Genomic DNA, 21,393 nt, shown 5'->3' on the forward strand with positions numbered 1-21,393 from the left:
ATAATACCTTTGATAGTGAAAATTTATGTTCATAAAGTTGTATCTTTCTAGACACTCTACTTTGTGGTTAACGAAAGGTCCGCTCCCTCTATCCCTTCTAATTCATTTACGAGACATTTGGTTATCTTTTCCACTGCTGGGGAGAAGACAATCTCTTCGTGCGACCCAGGCACCGAATACTTATTCACTTTCCCCTGTAATAACGGCTTCCAATCCGTGAACAACTCTCTACCTTCTTCAGCACTGAAATAGATGACCTCCCCAAAATATGGCGTTAAAACATGTTCTGCCATTAAATTTAGACCCTTCCTGTGGGCATTAATAATCTGCTTTAGACTCGTAAGATCCGCATCAGGCAGGAGCACTCCTTCCACGATCAACTGATCAACAAGCATGTCCTGTTGATGAACGAGTTCTTCTCCCTGCTCTACTAGATCTAAATGGATGAAATGCTTCAATATATAAGAAAGCATATCATCCTCTGTCTTGTGATCCTGTTCTGAAGGTACCTTGGTATCCATGAGTACCAACATCTCAACTTCTTCTCCCTGGTTCCGTAGTATAGTTGCGATTTCATAGGCGATGGCACCGCCCAGAGACCATCCTCCCAGACGATACGGCCCCTCTGGCTGAACTCGCTTCATTTCCTCGATGTAGAGTTGAACTACTTCCGACAAAGTCAACCCATCCATTCCTTCTTTCTCTACGAGAGGATTCTGTAGACCATAAAATGAGCAGTGATCCTTGAGTAACCTTGCTAGCTGCATGTAACAGAATACATTACCCATAAACGGATGAACACAGAAGAAAGGCCTTTTCTCTGACTCTTGTAATGGAACCAGAACCGATAACGATTTTTCCATACCATGATTGTCACGGATGAGACAAGCGATTCCTTCCACTGTCGGGTTCTCAATCAGTGCGGACACCTTAATCTCTTTTCCAAATTTCTCTCTGATCTTTGAAATCAATTTGATTACCAGGAGAGAGTGACCCCCTCTATCGAAGAAATCATCGTTTACATGGACATCTTCTATCTGTAGCACATCCTGCCAGATTCTAATCAGCTGATACTCGATTTCATCCCGTGGGATAATTGGTGTAGAAAAGGTACTTTCTTTTTGAATCGTTAAGCTGTTCAGTGCCTTTCGATCAATCTTCCCATTTGTTGTAAGCGGAATCGCGTCTACCTCAATAAAGTGTGCAGGAACCATATAATTCGGTAAATGTGTTTTCAGATGCTCCCGCCATTCATGAACACTTCCTTCACCAACTACATAAGCTACCAATCGTTTGTCTCCTGGATGATCCTCTCTTACCAGTACAACAGCTTCTTTTACGGACAAATGCGCCTGCAAAGTTGCTTCAACTTCTCCCAGTTCAATCCGGAAACCACGAATCTTTACTTGGTCATCCATACGACCATGGAACTGGAGATCACCGTCAGGCAGATAACTTGCTTTGTCCCCGGTGTAATAGAGACGTTCCCCTGACTTAAACGGATGCAGAATAAATTTTTCCTCTGTGAGTTCCGGACGATTAGCATAGCCACGAGCAAGGCTCTTTCCTCCGATATAGAGATCTCCAATCACACCCACTGGCACCGGCTGAAGGTGAGAATCTAACACATATACTTCTGTATTCGCAATCGGTCGACCAATCGACGGAGTACCTGTTGTCATTCCTACAGGCACATAACAATCAGTGGTAACGACGGTATTTTCCGATGGACCATACTGATTAATCACCGCAAAAGGTATTTGTTTAGATGGATACTGTGTTAACTGATCTCCTCCCGTAATGATAAAACGGAGATCCGTCTTCTCTGGCCAAGATAATTTCAAGAGTCTTTCCAGAATAGGTGTAGGCGCAAAGCTAGCCGTAATCCGTGAATCAATGAGCCAATCTCGTAGAGCCTCTGGATTGATTCGCAACTCTTCTGTCGACAGGTATAGTGCTGCACCAGCGGTGAGATAAGGCCAAATCTCCTGGACGGCTGAGTCAAAGGCAATCCCCGCAATTTGAGTCGCACGATCCTGTTCTGTAATTTGGTATACCGCTTGATGCCAAGAGACCATATTCATCAATGACCGATATTCGACCATGACACCCTTTGGCTTTCCTGTGGAACCAGAGGTGTAGACGATATAAGCTAAGTGCTCTGGTTTCACTTGCCGCTTCGGTGCGATCACGCTTTCATCTATTATTTCTTCTAATCTCACCGTTTCGACCTGTTCGGAAAGGCTTTCTTGCGCTGCTGTCGTCACTACGATTTGGATCCCTGCATCTTCAATCATGTATTGTAACCGTGATTTCGGATACAACGGATCTAGAACGACATAGGCCCCGCCAGCTTTTAATATGCCAAGTAAACTTGACATGAGCTCAGCCGATCTCGGGAGGTAGACACCCACAACTGATTCAGGACCAACCCCTTTTCTCTGCAAAACATGTGCCAACTGATTTGCCCGCGTATCCAGTTCACCATAGGTCCACTCTCTCATTTGATCGACCACTGCAATCGCATCGGGACGTCGTGCTACTTTGTCCTCAAATCTGTCGCAAATAAGACCCTCTTGGGACATTTCCATTGCGGTGTCATTCCATTCTTCCAGTAGTTGCTTCTGTTCTGTCTTCGTAACATACACCAGCTCCGACAGGGTTTGATCAACGTTCTCGATCATTTGCTTTAACGCCTGGCGTAAATGGCCCAGCATCCGTTCAATAGTTATTCCATTAAACTTGCTACGATCATACATCAGCTTTAACGACAACTGACTTCCTGGAACAACAGCCAGTCCTAATGGATAGTGGGTTTGCTCTACTCCTTCCAAGCCACCAATTTCCAGATCTCCTGAAGACTCCTCTTTCACCGGGTAGTTTTCAAACACATACAAGCTATGGAACAGCGGGGTCCCTCTTGGAACTTCACTCCATCCTTGAATCTCTGTCAAAGAAGCATATTCATACTGTCTTCTTTCTATCTCTTCCTCTTGTATCTTCTGTAACCAATCCCTTACTTTCAGGTCATCTTTCAACTGGATCCGCGTCGGTGATGTGGTAATAAAGGGACCTACGATGTGCTCGACATCAACAATCTCCGTAGGGCGTCCCGAGCTAGTTACACCAAAGACAATCTCGTTCTCGCCACTATATCGGCTCATGAGATATGCCCACGCGCCTTGAATCACCGTACTCAAGGTGAGCTTATTGCGCTTCGCCCAGCTTTGTAACGCTTGGGTCTGCTCTTCCGACAAATGAGCAACCTTCTCTGTATAACCTTTTTCTTGCTCCTTACTTTCTAAGCCAAGCGGGGTTGGCGCTGTAAAGCCTCTGAGTTTCTCTCTCCAGAATTGTTCCGCTTGCTCCTGATCCTGCTCTTTCAGCCATTGAATATATTTCTTGTATGGCGGTGACTTAGGTAAATTCACAGCCTCTCCGTTCATCCTCTTCTGATACACTGTAAGCAATTCGTTAAAGATCAGTGATAGACTCCATCCATCCAATAAAATATGGTGATGCGTCCAAACAACCCGATATTCTTCCTTTGCTTCTTGAATGACAGTCACCCGCATCAATGGCGCTTCATCAAAAAGAAAGGCTTGTTTTCGGTCCGATGCCAAAAGGGCTTTTCGCTTCTCCTCTTTTTCTTCAACAGACAGCGCACGCCAATCCACTTCATTCAGCTTAAATGGGATATGATCATACACCACTTGTAAGGGCTCTTCAATCTCATCCCACACAAATGCCGAACGAAAGATCTCACGCCGCTGAATCACCGATTTCCACGCCTGCTCGAAAGTAAGGATATCCAATTTCCCTCTAAACAGGAAACTTAATTGCACCATATACGGCGCGGAATGTTCATCCCCTTGATCATGCAGCGTATGAAAGAGCATGCCTTCCTGCAAAGGTGATAGTGGATACAGGTCGGTAATCGGATGATTCTTTCCACGATTCATCTTAGATAGTACTTTGGTCAAATCTGCTGGGGTGAGATTTGCAATCGCAAAATCCGAAACGGTCAGCGCAGATTCTCCACTCGAAGAATGAATCAATCCTCTCAGTTGATGGAGCATATTCTCTGCAACACTTTGAATGGTCGACTTCGCAAACTGTCCAACATTGTACACCCAAGTGAAATGAAGTTTTCCATCGGTTACAATCCCGATCACATCGATCAAATGTGACCGCTTGGAACCAGGAGCATGGTCTAAGCACGTAAACCCGGTCTCCGGAGCAAACATCGCATCGTCAGAGAACATTTGGTCAAACTGTCCAAGATAGTTAAAACTAATGGACGGAGTGGGTTGAGACTCCAATCGCTCACGCATCGCTGGATTCAAGTACCGCAAAACCCCATAGTCAACGCCCTTATTAGGAATTTGACGCACTTGTTCTTTGACTGCTTTTAATGCTGCAATTGGCGTGTTGGCACCTGTAGTATTTAAGTGAACAGGATAAATACTTGTAAACCATCCTACGGTTCTCGATAGGTCAATGTCTTCAATAATCTCTTCTCGACCATGACCCTCCAGATCCACGGTCAGCGTCGAATGACCTGTCCATGCCGCCGTAGCCTGTACCAATGCTGTCAATAGTACTTCATTGATTTGGACACGATGGGTGCTTGAAATCTCTTGCAATAACGCACGGGTCTCTTTCTCATCCAGCACCACGGTAATCTCCTCAGTTGCTGTGTTTGCTGGATCTTCGAGGGTGGCATCCACTGGTAGCATAGCCACTTCTTGTTCGAACTGCCGCTCCCAGTAATCACGCACTTCTTGCGCAATCCCAGCTTCAGCGTAATGATGCAATTTCTCCGACCACGCTTTAAAGGATGTACTCTTCGTAGATAATTGGATCTTCTGATCCTGGCTCGCTTGATTATAGGCCGTTTGCAGATCCTCCAGTAAAATCCGCCAAGAAACACCATCCACTGCTAAGTGATGAATCACCCAGAATAATCTGCCGGCTCTTTTCTCACCTTCATCAAAATACACCATTCTCATTAGCGGTCCTGCGTGTAAGTGTAAGCTTGCTTGTGCAGCGTCAATCTCCGTTTGAATCACTTGATGCCATTCTGCTTGCGGCACTTCGTCTAATGAAATCACGGTCAGCGTCGATTGTTCTTCGATCCCTTCGTTCCGCTGTTTCCAAGCTCCATCCGGTAAACGTTCATATCTTAAACGCAAGGCATCATGATGGATTAGAAGGGTACGCACAGCTTTCTCCAGTAATACTATATCCAGTCGCTCTTTTGTTCTAAAAAACATGGATTGATTCCAATGGTGTGGGTTAGGATGATCTTGTGCAAAAAACCATTGCTGGATTGGTGTAAGGATCAGTTCTCCAGTTACAACTCCCTGCTCTGCTTGTACACCCTGTTCTTCTTTGACTACTTGCGCCAACTCGGCAATCGTTTGGTGTTCAAACATTTGCTTTGGTGTCAAATGCAAACCTGCTTGCTTCGCACGAGAGACAATCTGAATGCTGAGAATCGAGTCTCCACCAATTTCAAAGAAGTTATCATGGATTCCCACCTTTTTAATCCCTAATACTTGCTTCCAAATGGTAGCCAGTGTTTCTTCTTTACCATTCCGGGGTGCAACACATTCACTTTCAATTTCCCTCTCCTCCGGTACAGGCAAGGCCTCACGATCAACTTTACCGTTAGCAGTTAGTGGAATAGCTTCCATCATCACAAATCCTGAAGGAACCATATGGCTTGGTAGTTCCGCCTTGAGATAATCTCTCCACTCACCTACATTCCCATCACCCACGACATATGCCACCAATCGTTTATCACCCGGCTGATCCTCTCGAACAATTACAACAGCCTCTTTTACGGATGCATGTGCGTTTAAAGCAGATGCAATTTCCCCGATCTCAATTCGGAAACCACGGATTTTCACCTGGTGATCAATCCGCCCAAGATAATCTAGATTTCCATCCGGCAAGTATCTCGCTAAGTCTCCTGTCCGATATAATCGTGCTCCCGGGTCACTACTGAATGGATGAGGAATGAAACGTTCTGCAGTCAATTCAGGTCTGTTTAAATACCCACGTGCGAGTCCCGCTCCACCAATATATAGTTCACCCGATACACCAATAGGCACAGGCTGTTGACAAGCGTCTAGCACATACACTTCTAAATCTGGAATCCGCTTTCCGATATTACTTCTTGAAGAATGCTTTACATCATCTTGAGTAATTGGATAATACGTAACATGAACGGTAGTTTCTGTAATTCCATACATATTAATTAACTGTGTGTTCTGCTCTCCATACCTTTGAAACCATGGTAGCAAACTGGTAGGATCGAGTGCTTCCCCACCAAATATGACATAGCGCAGATGCAAGTTTTTATTCTCATCTTCTTGTTCACACACTTGTATTAATTGTCGAAATGCGGATGGTGTCTGATTAAGAACCGTAACCTTTTCCTTTACTAACAGTTGATAGAAATCCTTGGGAGATCGACTAATCCAGTAAGGAACAACAATCAATCTTCCGCCATAGAGTAATGCCCCCCAAATCTCCCATACCGAGAAGTCAAACGCATAAGAATGGAAAAGCGTCCAAGTATCTTTTTCATCAAACTGATACCAACATTCCGTTGATTTAAATAAACGAATCACATTGTGATGCTCTACCATCACTCCCTTCGGATTCCCTGTTGATCCCGAAGTATAGATTACATACGCCAAGTTTTCTCCTGTCACTTTACATATTGGTGAAAGGGTGCTTTCTCGCGCGATCATCGCTTGATCCCGATCCAAACAAACTGCTTCGATTTCTTCAGGTATCCAATCTACTAATGCTTCGTTCGTGACCAATACTTGAATCCCTGTGTCCTCCAGAATATATCGTAGGCGACTTTCTGGATACGATGGATCCAATGGAACATAGGCTGCCCCAGCTTTCAAGATCCCCATGAGACCGACAATCATCTCAACTGAACGCTGGAAGCAGAGACCGACCAATGACTCGGTCCCAATCCCACATTTCTGGAGATAATGGGCCAATTGGTTTGCTTTCTCATTCAGCTCTCGATACGTCAACTGCTGATTTTCATCCACCACCGCCACCGTGTCAGGTGTACGATTCACTTGATCTTCAAACAGTTTATAGATCACACTCTCACGTGGATACGCTACAGCATTATCATTCCACTCTTCCATCAATTGCTTCTCTAATTCCGATAGCATCGTCAACTTCGTCAGTAATTTATTGGGATGTTCCACGATTTCCTTCAACCAGTTTTCAAAATGCTCAGCCATACGTCTGATCGTTACAACATCAAATAAATCATTCTTATAGTTAAAACAAAGGAATAAACCCTCTTCCACCTCTGCGGCGCTTAAACTCAAATCAAACTTGGCGATCGAAGCATGACTTTCCATCGCTTCTAAACTTCTTCCATGAAGCTCTGGAAGCTCTTGTTGCGTGTTTTGCAAGGTAAACATGGTTTGGAAGATCGGAGAATGACTTGTACTTCGCTCGGGTTGTATGACATCTACAATCTTTTCAAACGGAACATCTTGGTATTCATACGCCTTCAATGCTTTTGTCCGTACTTGAGACAACAACTCTTGGAATGTCGGTGCGCCACTCAGATCAGCCCGATAAACCAACGTGTTGACGAAGAAACCAATCAACCCTTCAATCTCACGATAATTCCGGTTTGCAATCGGGCTTCCGACAAGAATATCCGATTGTCCTGTATAACGAGCGAGGAAGCTTTGATACGATGCCAGTAAGGTCATGAAGAGCGTCGATTCTTCTTGACGACTAAGTTCGTTCAGTTTGTCGCGTAACGAGCGTGACAACAACACAGTGTGTGTCGATCCACGATGGGTTTGCACCGCAGAACGAGGACGATCCATCGGCAACATTAAGACTGGTAACTCGCCAGACAGCTCTTCCTTCCAATATGCAAGCTGCTGATCAAGTACTTCTTCTTTCATCCATTCCCTTTGCCATTGGGCAAAGTCGGCATATTGAACCGGTAATGGTGCGAGTTCTGCTGGTTTTCCACCAACCGCTTCTTCATAGAATGCCATCCATTCTTGGAGCAAGATTTCCATCGACCAGCCATCCGAGATAATATGATGCATGGTACAAAGAAGAATCCATTCTTCTTCTGCGATTTGCACGATTTGCCCACGGATCAACGGACCTTTTCCTAAGTCAAATGGCGCTTCGGCTTCGTTTTGGATCCATTTTTCCATTACGCTTTCTCTCTCTTCGGAGGAAAGCGTAGTTAGATCTATTTGGGGAAGGAACCGGAAAGCATATGGTTGAATCTGCTGCACAGGATGACCATCCATTTCATGGAACACCGTTCGCAAAGATTCATGACGCTCTATCAGCTGATTCCATCCCGTCTCCAATGCTTTGGGTACCCAATTCCCTGTAAGACGGCATACCATCGGTATATTATAAAGTGCACTATTAGGCGTGAATTGGTCAATGAACCACAGGCGCTGTTGGGCATAAGAGAGCGAAATGGCTTCTCCCCGTTCCATCGGCATAAGCGGTGGAATCTCTCGTATTTTGTCTCCTTTACGCAATTGATCCAGTCGCTTCGCCAACGCCTCTACTGTTGAATACTCAAACAGTTCACGTACTAACAGTTCGATTTGTAATGCCTCTTTTAACCGAGATACAACTTGGGTAGCGAGCAACGAGTGGCCGCCTCGATCGAAGAAGGAATCCTGGACACCAATATTTTCTATGCCTAGCACTTGACTCCATACCGATGCAACGAGCTCTTCCATCGGAGTTCGTGGGTATACAGTATTTTCAGTAGATGGTTCATCAGGTACAGGCAATGCTTTTAAATCGAGTTTTCCATTCGGTGTGAGTGGTAAAAATGCCATCTCGACAAAGTGTGCCGGAACCATATAATTCGGTAAATGTGTTTTCAGATGCTCCCGCCATTCATGAACACTTCCTTCACCAACTACATAAGCTACCAATCGTTTGTCTCCTGGATGATCCTCTCTTACCAGTACAACAGCTTCTTTTACGGACAAATGCGCCTGCAAAGTTGCTTCAACTTCTCCCAGTTCAATCCGGAAACCACGAATCTTTACTTGGTCATCCATACGACCATGGAACTGGAGATCACCGTCAGGCAGATAACTTGCTTTGTCCCCGGTGTAATAGAGACGTTCCCCTGACTTAAACGGATGCAGAATAAATTTTTCCTCTGTGAGTTCCGGACGATTAGCATAGCCACGAGCAAGGCTCTTTCCTCCGATATAGAGATCTCCAATCACACCCACTGGCACCGGCTGAAGGTGAGAATCTAACACATATACTTCTGTATTCGCAATCGGTCGACCAATCGACGGAGTACCTGTTGTCATTCCTACAGGCACATAACAATCAGTGGTAACGACGGTATTTTCCGATGGACCATACTGATTAATCACCGCAAAAGGTATTTGTTTAGATGGATACTGTGTTAACTGATCTCCTCCCGTAATGATAAAACGGAGATCCGTCTTCTCTGGCCAAGATAATTTCAAGAGTCTTTCCAGAATAGGTGTAGGCGCAAAGCTAGCCGTAATCCGTGAATCAATGAGCCAATCTCGTAGAGCCTCTGGATTGATTCGCAACTCTTCTGTCGACAGGTATAGTGCTGCACCAGCGGTGAGATAAGGCCAAATCTCCTGGACGGCTGAGTCAAAGGCAATCCCCGCAATTTGAGTCGCACGATCCTGTTCTGTAATTTGGTATACCGCTTGATGCCAAGAGACCATATTCATCAATGACCGATATTCGACCATGACACCCTTTGGCTTTCCTGTGGAACCAGAGGTGTAGACGATATAAGCTAAGTGCTCTGGTTTCACTTGCCGCTTCGGTGCGATCACGCTTTCATCTATTATTTCTTCTAATCTCACCGTTTCGACCTGTTCGGAAAGGCTTTCTTGCGCTGCTGTCGTCACTACGATTTGGATCCCTGCATCTTCAATCATGTATTGTAACCGTGATTTCGGATACAACGGATCTAGAACGACATAGGCCCCGCCAGCTTTTAATATGCCAAGTAAACTTGACATGAGCTCAGCCGATCTCGGGAGGTAGACACCCACAACTGATTCAGGACCAACCCCTTTTCTCTGCAAAACATGTGCCAACTGATTTGCCCGCGTATCCAGTTCACCATAGGTCCACTCTCTCATTTGATCGACCACTGCAATCGCATCGGGACGTCGTGCTACTTTATCCTCAAATCTGTCGCAAATAAGACCCTCTTGGGACATTTCCATTGCAGTGTCATTCCATGTCTCTAATAACAAATCACGCTCAAATTCGGAGAGCATACTCAAACTATTCAACGGTTTTTGTGGATGATGAGAAACTTCATGTAGCCAGTTCTCAAAATGTCCTGCCATTCGTTCGATGGTTGTAACATCAAATAAATCCTTATTGTATTCAAAAGAGAAAATTAATCCTTCTTCCGCCTCGGCTGCCATTACACTTAAATCAAATTTTGCGATCGAATTATGGCTTTCTATCATTTCGATTCTTCTACCAGACAACACTGGAAGCTCTTGTTTCATATTTTGTAAGATGAACATCGTCTGGAAGATCGGAGAATGACTTGTACTCCGCTCAGGTTGCACAACTTCCACAATTTTTTCAAATGGAATATCTTGATATTCATATGCTTTCAGTGCCTTTTGACGCACCTGAGACAACAACTCTTGGAATGTCGGTGCGCCACTCAGATCAGCCCGATAAACCAACGTGTTGACGAAGAAACCGATTAATCCTTCAATCTCTCTGTAATTACGATTCGCAATTGGACTTCCGACGAGAATATCTTCTTGTCCCGTATAACGAGAAAGGAAGCTTTGATACGCAGCCAACAGAGTCATAAAGAGCGTCGACCCTTCTTGACGACTGAGTTCGTTCAGTTTGTCGCGTAACGAACGTGACAGCAACACAGTGTGTGTCGATCCGCGATGAGTTTGCACTGCAGGACGCGGGTGATCCATCGGCAGTTGTAGCACAGGAAGCTCACCAAACAATTCTTCCTGCCAATAGTTGAGTTGCTGTTCAAGCACTTCTTCCTTCAACCATCCCTTTTGCCACTGAGCAAAGTCCGCATATTGAACCGGTAATGGTTCAAGCTCTGCTACCTTCTCATCCGTTTCTTCCTCATAGAAAGCTATCCATTCTTCGAGTAGCACTCCCATCGACCATCCATCCGAAACGATATGATGCAGAGTGCAGAGGAGGATCCATTCCTCTTCTCCCACTCGCAAGACGATTGTCCGAATCAGTGGGCCCTCTCCTAAGTCAAATGGTACTTCTGTTTCTTGCTGAATTAAACGTTTAACTTCTGCGTCTCGCTCTTCCGGAGAAAGCATAGTTAAATCCATTTGGGAAAGGGACCGGAAAGCATACGGTTGAATCTGCTGCACAGGATAACCATCCACTTCATGAAACACAGTCCGTAAAGATTCATGACGCTCTATCAGCTGATTCCATCCTGTCTCCAATGCTTCGGGTACCCAATTCCCTGTAAGACGGCATACCATCGGCATATTATAAAGTGCACTATTAGGCGTGAATTGGTCAATGAACCACAGACGCTGTTGGGCATAAGAGAGCGGAATGGCTTCTCCCCGTTCCATCGGCATAAGCGGTGGAATCTCTCGTTTTTTGTCTCCTTTACGCAACTGATCCAGTCGCTTCGCCAGTGTCTCCACCGTTGTAAACTCAAAAAGTTCACGCACCGGTAGTTCGATTTGGAAAACTTCTTGTAAACGTGAGACAACTTGGGTAGCGAGTAGCGAGTGGCCACCAAGCTCGAAGAAGGAATCCTGAACACCAATATTTTCTATGCCTAACACTTTACTCCATACCGATGCGATAAGCTCTTCCACTGGTGTTCGTGGTGAGACAATATTTACGCTCATAGGCTGTCCATCCAACGCCAGTAAGGCTTTGCGATCAATCTTGCCATTCGGAGTGAGTGGCATCACTTCCATCTCGACAAAGTATGCCGGAACCATGTAATTCGGTAATTGCGTCTTGAGGTGCTCACGCCATTCTCCAGTATCTCCTTCACCCACCACATATGCTACTAACCGCTTGTCTCCAGGATGATCTTCCTTCACCAACACGACAGCCTCTTTCACAGATGAATGATCGTGTAGGACCGCTTCAATCTCTCCCAGCTCAATCCGGAAACCTCTGATTTTCACTTGGTTATCTATTCTTCCGATATACTCCACGTTGCGATCATTCAGATACCTCACCAGGTCCCCCGTCCGATAGAGCCGTTCCCCTTCCTTAAATGGATGCGGAATAAAACGTTCAGCAGTTAACTCTGGACGATTGAAGTAACCACGTGCCAAGCCTACACCACCAAGGTAAAGTTCCCCAGCCACACCTATCGGTACCACCTGTTGGCTTTGATCTAGCACATACAATTCGGTATTATCAATCGGACGACCAATCGGAATAAGCAACGGTTCTTTTTCTAAATCACAATCATAGTAAGTGACATCTACAGTCGCTTCTGTAGGACCATACAAGTTGCTTAACTTCGTTTGCTGAGAATCATAAAACACACCCTTAAACCGGCGAACTTGTTCGGTATTTAACGCTTCTCCACTGGTAAAAACCTGACACAAAGACGATACGTCCTTTTTCGCTTTGAATTGTTCCATATAATCCAAGAAAGTAGATAACATCGACGGAACAAAGTGCATCGTGGTCACGCGATATCGCTCAATACACTCCTCAATCATTGCAGGATCCTTCTCGCCACCCGGTGGAAGTAAACAAACACGTGCTCCTACAAATGACCACCAAAATAATTCCCAGACAGAGACATCAAACGAAAACGGCGTTTTTTGAAGAATCGTATCCTGTTCAGATAATGGATAGTTTTTTTGCATCCACTGTAATCGGTTGATAACCGAGTGGTGTTCAATCATCACTCCCTTAGGATTCCCTGTCGAACCCGAAGTGTAAATGATATACGCCAAGTTGTTTGCTGTCACTCCGCTCACTGGTGCCAAGCTACTCTCTTTAGAAATCGCTGCTTGATCTCGATCCAAACAAATCGCTTGGATGCCTTCAGGCAACCAACCCTGTAACGCTTCCTTTGTTAAAAGCACTTGGATCTGCGAGTTCTCTAAAATGTATCTCAGGCGATTTTCAGGATAACTCGGATCCAGTGGGACATAAGCCCCACCTGCTTTGAGAATCCCTAAGAGACCAATAATCATTTCGGGTGAACGCTCGACACATATACCGACCAATGACTCAGGTCCTATATCCCGTTTCTGTAAATAATGTGCCAATTGGTTCGCTTTCTCGTTGAGTTCTTGATACGTCAGCTGTCCACCTTCATACACTACCGCCACCGCTCCAGGTGTACGCGCAACCTGCTGCTCAAACAGTTCGTGAATCATGCTCTCATGTGAATAAACTACGTCAGTGTCATTCCATTCTTCCAAGAGCTGCTTCTGTTCTGTGTCCGCTAGCATCGACAGCTTTGTAAATGATTCATCTGGATGATGAACAATTTCGTTCAACCAGTTTTCAAAATGCCCTGCCATACGTGCAATGGTTCTACTGTCAAATAAATCGGTATTGTATTCAAAAGAGACAAATAGACCTTCTTCCACCTCATAAGCGGTTAAACTCAAATCAAATTTCGCGATGGAAATATTACTTTCTATCATTTCCAAACTTCTCCCAGACAGCTCTATTCGTTCTTGTTTTATATTCTGTAGCGTAAACATGGTCTGGAAGATGGGCGAATGACTCGTACTCCGTTCAGATTGTACAGCTTCTACCACTTTTTCAAATGGAATATCTTGATATTCATACGCTTTCAACGCCTTTTTCTTTATCTGAGACAAAATCTCCCGGAACGTCGGATTTCCACTGAGATCCGCCCGATAGACTAACGTATTAACAAAGAAGCCGATTAATCCCTCTACTCCTTTATGGTTCCGATTCGCAATCGGACTTCCGACAAGAATATCTTCTTGCCCCGTATAGCGAGCAAGAAAGCTCTGATATGCAGCCATTAAGGTCATGAATAAGGTAGATCCTTCTCGTCGACTTAAATCCTTCAATGAACTGAGTAATGTGTGAGGAAGAATCACATGATACGTGTCCCCAGCGTACGTTTGCGTAACCGGTCGAGGGCGATCCACTGGCAGTTGTAGTATGGGAAGCTCACCGGACAATTCTTCCTGCCAATACGTAAGTTGTCGATCTAGCACTTCACCCTGCAACCACTGCCTTTGCCATTTCGCAAAGTCTGCATATTGAATCGATAGCGAACTTAGTCCAGCAGGCTCCCCACTCATTTCTTCCTCATAGAAGGCCAGCAATTCATTGATCAATATGCCGATGGACCACGCATCAGAAATAATATGATGCATGGTACATAGCAATAACCATTCCTCTTTCCCTAATTGAACCAGTTGATTACGAATCAAAGGGCCATTCATTAAATCAAACGGATCCTGCGCTTCTCTAGCAATCAAACTTTCTATCTCTTTTTCCTTTACTTCCAGAGGAAGGTGAGAATAATCCTCTACAGGTAGTTTTCTAGGAAGGAATTCCACAATATGTTGCATAGGTTGGTCTCCTACTTCCTTAAAAACGGTGCGTAATGATTCATGACGTTCAATGAGTCGATTCAATCCCTTTTCCAATGCTTCAGGTATCCAATTTCCTTTTAGACGCCATACTGTCGGAATATTATATACTGAACTGTTTGGGTTAAATCGGTCCATAAACCACAAACGTTGTTGTGCATAGGACAACGGAAGCGCTTCTTTATTCTCCTTTTTCTGCATCTGTTTCTGAAGCCACGCTCTCTTCTCAGGAGAAAGCGAATTCAACTTTGCAAGTAAATCATTTCTCATTTTTTCACACCTTCCTCAACCAAGTTTCTCTCGAATATACCTTGCGCTTCTTCCTCTGATAACTCTTCCAATTGCTTAAGAAGTTCAAGTAACTCTTCATCATTACTCGCTGCTGCTTCATTTTGAATATAGTCTTGAAAACTTACATTCTCCTTACTATCATTCTGCGCTTGCTCATTTCCACTGCAGCGCAACTGATTAACCCGTTCTGCCAATTCCTGCACGGTAGTATACGTAAATAAATCATGCAGTGGTAACTCAATTCCAAAGGTTTCATTCAGATTAGAAACAGCTTGTGTAGCGAGTAATGAATGGCCACCTAGTTCAAAAAATGAATCATGAATCCCGATATTTTCAGTGCCTAAAATTTGATGCCATATCGAAACAATCGCTTCTTCTGTAGGGGTACGAGGGGCAACATAACCACCCTCTGCTTCCTTGCGCTCTGGTGCAGGTAAGGCTTTCCGATCGATTTTCCCATTTGGGGTGAGTGGGAATACTGTCAATTCGACAAAGTGTGCCGGAACCATGTAATTTGGTAACTGGGTCTTGAGATAATCACGCCACGCATGAGCATTTCCTTCTCCCACTACATAGGCAACTAAACGCTGATCACCCGGATGATCTTCGCATACCATCACAACGACTTCGTTAACTGATGAATGACTTTGTAACGTCGCTTCAATCTCCCCTAGCTCAATCCGGAATCCACGGATCTTCACTTGATGATCGATCCGACCGAGATAATCCAAATTCCCGTCCGGTAGATATCTCACAAGATCTCCCGTCCGGTATACTCGCTCCCCTTCTTTAAATGGATGCGGGATAAAACGCTCGTTTGTTAAGTCAGGGCGATTTAAGTAGCCACGCGCCAAGCCTGATCCCCCAATGTAAAGCTCACCCACTACACCAATCGGGACCATTTGCTGGTTTGCACTGAGTACATATACTTCTGTGTTAGAGATGGGTCTACCAATCGGTGGTACCTTGTGCATAACACCCTTTTCTAGCTTCATATACGTAGAGTAGGTAGTATCTTCGGATGGACCGTATAGGTTGTACACCTTTTCAATCGGACTTCTCTCATACAAGTGCTGGACCAGTGACTGCGGCAACGGTTCTCCAGCCAAATTCATCACTTTTACCGAAGAAGGGATTAACTTTGCTCGAACCAGTTCCTTCGCTGCTGATGGCACAGTATTGACCAAGGTCACATCCTTCGTAGACAACTTGTCCAGATGAAGGGCACTTTCAGCGACAATTACCTTGCCACCCCTCGTCAAAGGAACAAATACTTCAAAAACCGATAGATCAAAGGATAGTGAAGTTGATGCCAGCACTCCCGCTAATTCCTGTCGGGAATAGGTTTGATGTGCCCAATGGATCATCGCCAACGTACTCCGATGCTCAATCATCACTCCCTTAGGATTGCCAGTGGATCCTGAGGTATAGATGATATAAGCTAAGTTATCGCTTGTCACTTCACTCGTACATGCCGTCGTTACTTCCTGTTCGATCGCTGCTCGATCACGATCGATACAAATCATGTTAACCGATTCAGGTAACGTCATTTTTTGCTGCAACTTGTCCTGTGTCACCAGTACCTCGATTTGAGCATCCGCTAAAATATACCGTATCCGACTCTCCGGATACGCAGGATCAATCGGAACATACGCTCCTCCTGCTTTCATGATTCCTAGGAGACCGACAATCATCTCGGATGAACGTGTAACGCTGATCCCAACCAATGATTCGCATCCCACACCCCTCTTTTGAAGATAATGGGCCAACTGATTGGAGCGTTCGTTCAGTTCTTGATACGTTAGCTCCTCATCTTCGCACACTACCGCGATCGCTTCTGGCGTTTTCTCCACTTGTTCCTCAAACAATGTATGAATCGTGCTTTCACGTATGGCCACAACACCTGTGTCATTCCATTCCTCTAGTAACCTCTTATATTCTGCTTTCGATAGCATATTCAGCTTTGATAGTGAATCTTTTGGATGAGATACAATTTCATATAACCAATGTTCAAAATGACCTGCCATTCGTTCAATAGTTGCAACATTAAACAAATCGGTATTATATTCAAAAGTTAGCAATAACCCTTCTTCCGTCTCCGATGCAAATAAACTCAAATCAAATTTGGCAACCGAAGTATGACTTTCCATCAGCTCCATGTTTCTTTCTGATAGCTGAGGTAACTCTTGTTTCGTATTCTGTAAGGTAAACATGGTTTGGAAAATCGGCGAATGACTGGTATTCCGTTCAGGTTTTACGGCTTCTACCACTTTCTCAAACGGAATGTCCTGATACTCGTATGCTTTTAGTGCCTTTTTTCGTATCTGCGACAGAAGTTCTTGGAACGTCGGATTTCCACTGAAATCAGCTCGATAAACCAACGTATTTGCAAAGAAACCTATTAATCCTTCAATCTCTTTAACATTCCGGTTCGCAATCGGGCTTCCAACCAAGATGTCATCTTGTCCCGTATAACGAGAAAGGAAGCTTTGATACGCCGCCATCAAGGTCATAAATAAGGTGGAGCCTTCTTGCAGACTTAATTCCTTGAGCTTTTCCCGTAAGGAATTCGCCACCATCAGAGATTGACTTGCACCACGGTGGGTTTGAACAGCAGGTCGAGGACGATCCATCGGTAATTGCAAGACCGGTAACTCACCAGCCAATTCTTCCTTCCAATATTGAAGGTGCTGATCAAGATTCTCTTCTTTTTGCCATTCTTTTTGCCACATGGCAAAGTCCGCATATTGAACAGGTAACTCCCTCAGTTCCACTGGTTTTCCACTAATGGCTCCTTCATAAAAAGCCATCCATTCTTCGAGTAAGATTCCCATTGACCACCCATCCGAAACAATATGATGCATCGTACAAAGAAGTACCCATTCCTCTTTGTCCACTTTCAAAATTCGTGTTCGGATCAAAGGACCTTGTCCCAAATGAAATGGTTCCTCCGCCTCGTTTTGAACGAGCCGCTTCAACTCTCTTTCTCTGTCTTCCAGAGGGAGAGTTGTTAGATCCATTTGAGGAAGGGGTTTGAAAACATGCGACTGAACCTGTTGAACGGGTTCACCCTCTCGCTCTTGAATTACCGTCCGCAATGATTCATGACGTTCAATCAACTGATTCCATCCCGTCTCCAATGCTTCAAGTGACCATTTTCCTGTCAGTCGACATGCTGCATGAATATTGTATATCGCACTATTTGGCATTAATTGATCAATGAACCATAGGCGTTTCTGTGCGTAGGAAAGCGGAATAGATTCTTCCCGCGACATAGGTACAAGTGGTGGAATCTCTCGTTTTTTGTCTCCTTTACACAACTGATCCAGTCGCTTCGTCAATGCCTCCACCGTATCGTACTTGAATAGTTCACGTAGCGGGATTTTGATCCGGAATGCTTCTTGTAATCTAGAGACGACTTGGGTAACGAGTAATGAGTGCCCACCCCGTTCAAAGAAAGAGTCCTGAATTCCGATATTTTCTATTCCTAACACTTGACTCCAAACCGAGGCGATGAGCTCTTCCGATGGTGTTCTTGGTAGGACGTTAAACTCTCCCATAGGTTGTCCTTCCGGTGCTGGTAAGGCTTTTCGGTCGATTTTTCCATTCGGAGTAAGTGGGAAATATTCCAACTCTACAAGGTGTGCTGGAACCATGTAATTCGGTAATTGGTCCTGGAGATACGCTCGCCAATTTTGGATATTTCCATCGCTTATCACATACGCTACCAATCGCTGATCACCAGGGCGATCTTCTCTCACTAGCACGACAGCCTCTTTAATAGACGAATGCCTTTCTAAAGTCGCTTCAATTTCTCCAAGCTCAATCCGAAAGCCACGCACTTTCACTTGATGGTCCATTCTGCCTATAAATTCTAAATTCCCATCAGTTAGATATCTTACTGAATCTCCGGTTCGATATAGCCGTTCTCCTAATTGAAACGGATGCGGAACGAATCTTTCAGCAGTGAGATCAGGTCGGTTTAAGTAACCACGTGCTAAACCTGCACCACCAATATACAACTCACCCTCTATCCCTATCGATTGCAAACGCTGATTCTGATCTAATACATACAGCTGGATATTTTGTATCGGATTACCAATAGAAACAAATTCTTGATGGGGCTGACAGTCAAATGCATTCACGTAAATGGTTGCTTCTGTTGGTCCATAAAAGTTGGTCAATTTAACTTGTCCGCTCTGATCCCAGTGCTGTTGAAATCGTCTAACCACCCCTGGACTAAGCTCTTCCCCACCGGAAAACACATGACGCACGGATGAACATTTCAGTTTCAAATCAATATGATCGAAATGATCTAAGAAAACAGATAGCATCGAAGGAACAAATTGGACAACAGTAATCTGATGCTTCTCTATCACTTCAGCTATTATAGAAGGATCCTTTTCTCCACCTGGAGGCAGGAAGGATACACATGCTCCTACACTAATACCCCAAAATAACTCCCATACAGATACATCAAATGAGAATGGTGTTTTCTGCAATACCACATCCTTTTCAGAGAGTGGATATTGATGTTGCATCCATTCAAGATAATTGATCACCGAATGATGCTCAATCATCACTCCCTTTGGATTACCTGTAGATCCTGAAGTATACATAACGTATGCTAAATTTTTTCCTGCTACACTGCTTGTACATACGATCGGTTCTTCCTGTTCAATCGCAATGCGATCTTGATCCATACAAATTATTTCAATTTGTTCGGATATACCTATTTTTTCTAACTTTTCTTGCGTCACTAGTACTTCGATTCTAGCATCTTCTAATATATAGCGTAGCCGATTCTCGGGATACGTAGGATCAAGTGGAACATAAGCTCCTCCTGACTTTAGAACCCCTAGCAACGCTATCATCATTTTTGGCGATCTTTCCATATATACACCGACTAAAGACTCTGGACCCACACTACGCTTCTGTAAATAGTGAGCTAGCTGATTAGCACGCTCATTCAGCTCTCTATAGGTAAGTTTCTCATTTTCATAAATAACCGCGATCGCTTCTGGCGTTTTCTCCACTTGCTGCTCAAATAACGTATGAATCATGCTTTCAGATGAATATTCTACTTGGGTATCATTCCATTTCTCTAGCAGTTGTACCTGCTCTTCCATTGTTAAATGGGTAATTTCGGATAGCTTTGAATCTGAGCTTTTCGTCATCTGAATTAATGTTTGCGATAGATGATCCTGAATCCGATGAATGGTCTCTTCATCAAAATGATGGCGGTCATACATCAACTTCAAAGTAAATTCCTTACCCGGCATTGCAATGAGCGTCAAAGGATAATTTGTTTGTTCTGCACTTTGGACCTCTAGTAATCTTAAATCAGCATTGCGCTCTCCTTGGATCGGGTAATTTTCGAACACATACAAGGTATGAAATAAAGTACTGCTCCTTGGAACTTCACTCCACCCTTGAATATCGACCAACGAATTATACTCGTATTGTCTCCGTTCCATTTCTTTTATCTGTATCTTACGGAGCCAGTCTACTACTGATGTATCATTCTTTACATGAATTCGGGTAGGCAATGTGTTAATGAATAGACCAACCATTTTCTCTGCCCCTGCTAATTCAGTAGGACGTCCAGAACTAGTCACACCAAATACGATGTCGCTTTCACCGCTATACCGGCTCATCAAGTAAGCCCAGGCTCCTTGTATTAACGTATTTAATGTTAGCTGACTATTTCGTACCCACTCTTGTAAAGTTTCAGTCAGTTCCTCAGATAGCTGATAAACGCTCTCTCCATAACCCTTCTCCTGCCCCTGGTCACTTCTTTCCATCGCTAATGGCGTAGGTGCATGAAATCCTTTTAATTCTTCTGTCCAGAATTTCTCAGCTTTACTTCGATCTTGTTTATTAATCCACTGGATATATTTTTTATAGGGAAGAGACTTTGGAAGATCGAATGCTTCTCCCTTTATCATCTTGAGATAAACTCCCATCACTTCACCGAAGATCAGGGACACACTCCACCCATCCAACAAAATATGATGATGCGTCCAAATGATTCTCGTTTCTTCTTCTGTTTCTTTAATCGCAGTGATTCTCATCAACGGTGCTTCATCTAACGAAAACCCTTTTCTCCGATCATCATTTAAAAACTGGTGTAATTTCTTTTCCCTCTCTCCGCATGAAAGAGCGCTCCAGTCTTCTCGACGAATAGTAAAAGGAAGACGTTGATAAACAGCTTGCAATGGCTTTTCTACTTCCTCCCACACAAAAACAGAACGTAGAATCTCATGTCGGTGAATGACGTATTCCCAGGCCTTTTCGAAAGTAGCAACATCCAATCGACCACCGAGTAAGAAACCTACCTGTACAATGTAGGAAAAAGAATGCTCATCATCTTGATCATATAAAGTATGAAACAGTATCCCTTTTTGCAAAGGTGATAATCCGTATATATCGATAACTTCCCCCATCG

Annotated in this window: 2 protein-coding genes; both read right to left on the reverse strand. The window is 44.2% G+C overall.

From position 1 onward, the window contains the following. Positions 1-56: 56 nt before the first annotated feature. Positions 57-14,924 (reverse strand): non-ribosomal peptide synthetase, encoded by a 14,868-nt coding sequence (locus MHH45_RS04610; RefSeq protein WP_340862006.1) that lies wholly within the window; start codon positions 14,922-14,924, stop codon positions 57-59. Further along, positions 14,921-21,391: a non-ribosomal peptide synthetase gene (locus MHH45_RS04615; RefSeq protein WP_077295544.1), complete on the reverse strand. Its 6,471-nt coding sequence runs from the start codon at positions 21,389-21,391 to the stop codon at positions 14,921-14,923. Before MHH45_RS04615 ends, MHH45_RS04610 begins: the two co-directional genes overlap by 4 nt. Between the last annotated feature and the right edge of the window lie 2 nt (positions 21,392-21,393).

Origin of the sequence: Bacillus sp. FSL K6-0042, assembly GCF_038006685.1 — a bacterium.
Taxonomy (GTDB): Bacteria; Bacillota; Bacilli; order Bacillales; family Bacillaceae_G; genus Bacillus_A; species Bacillus_A pseudomycoides.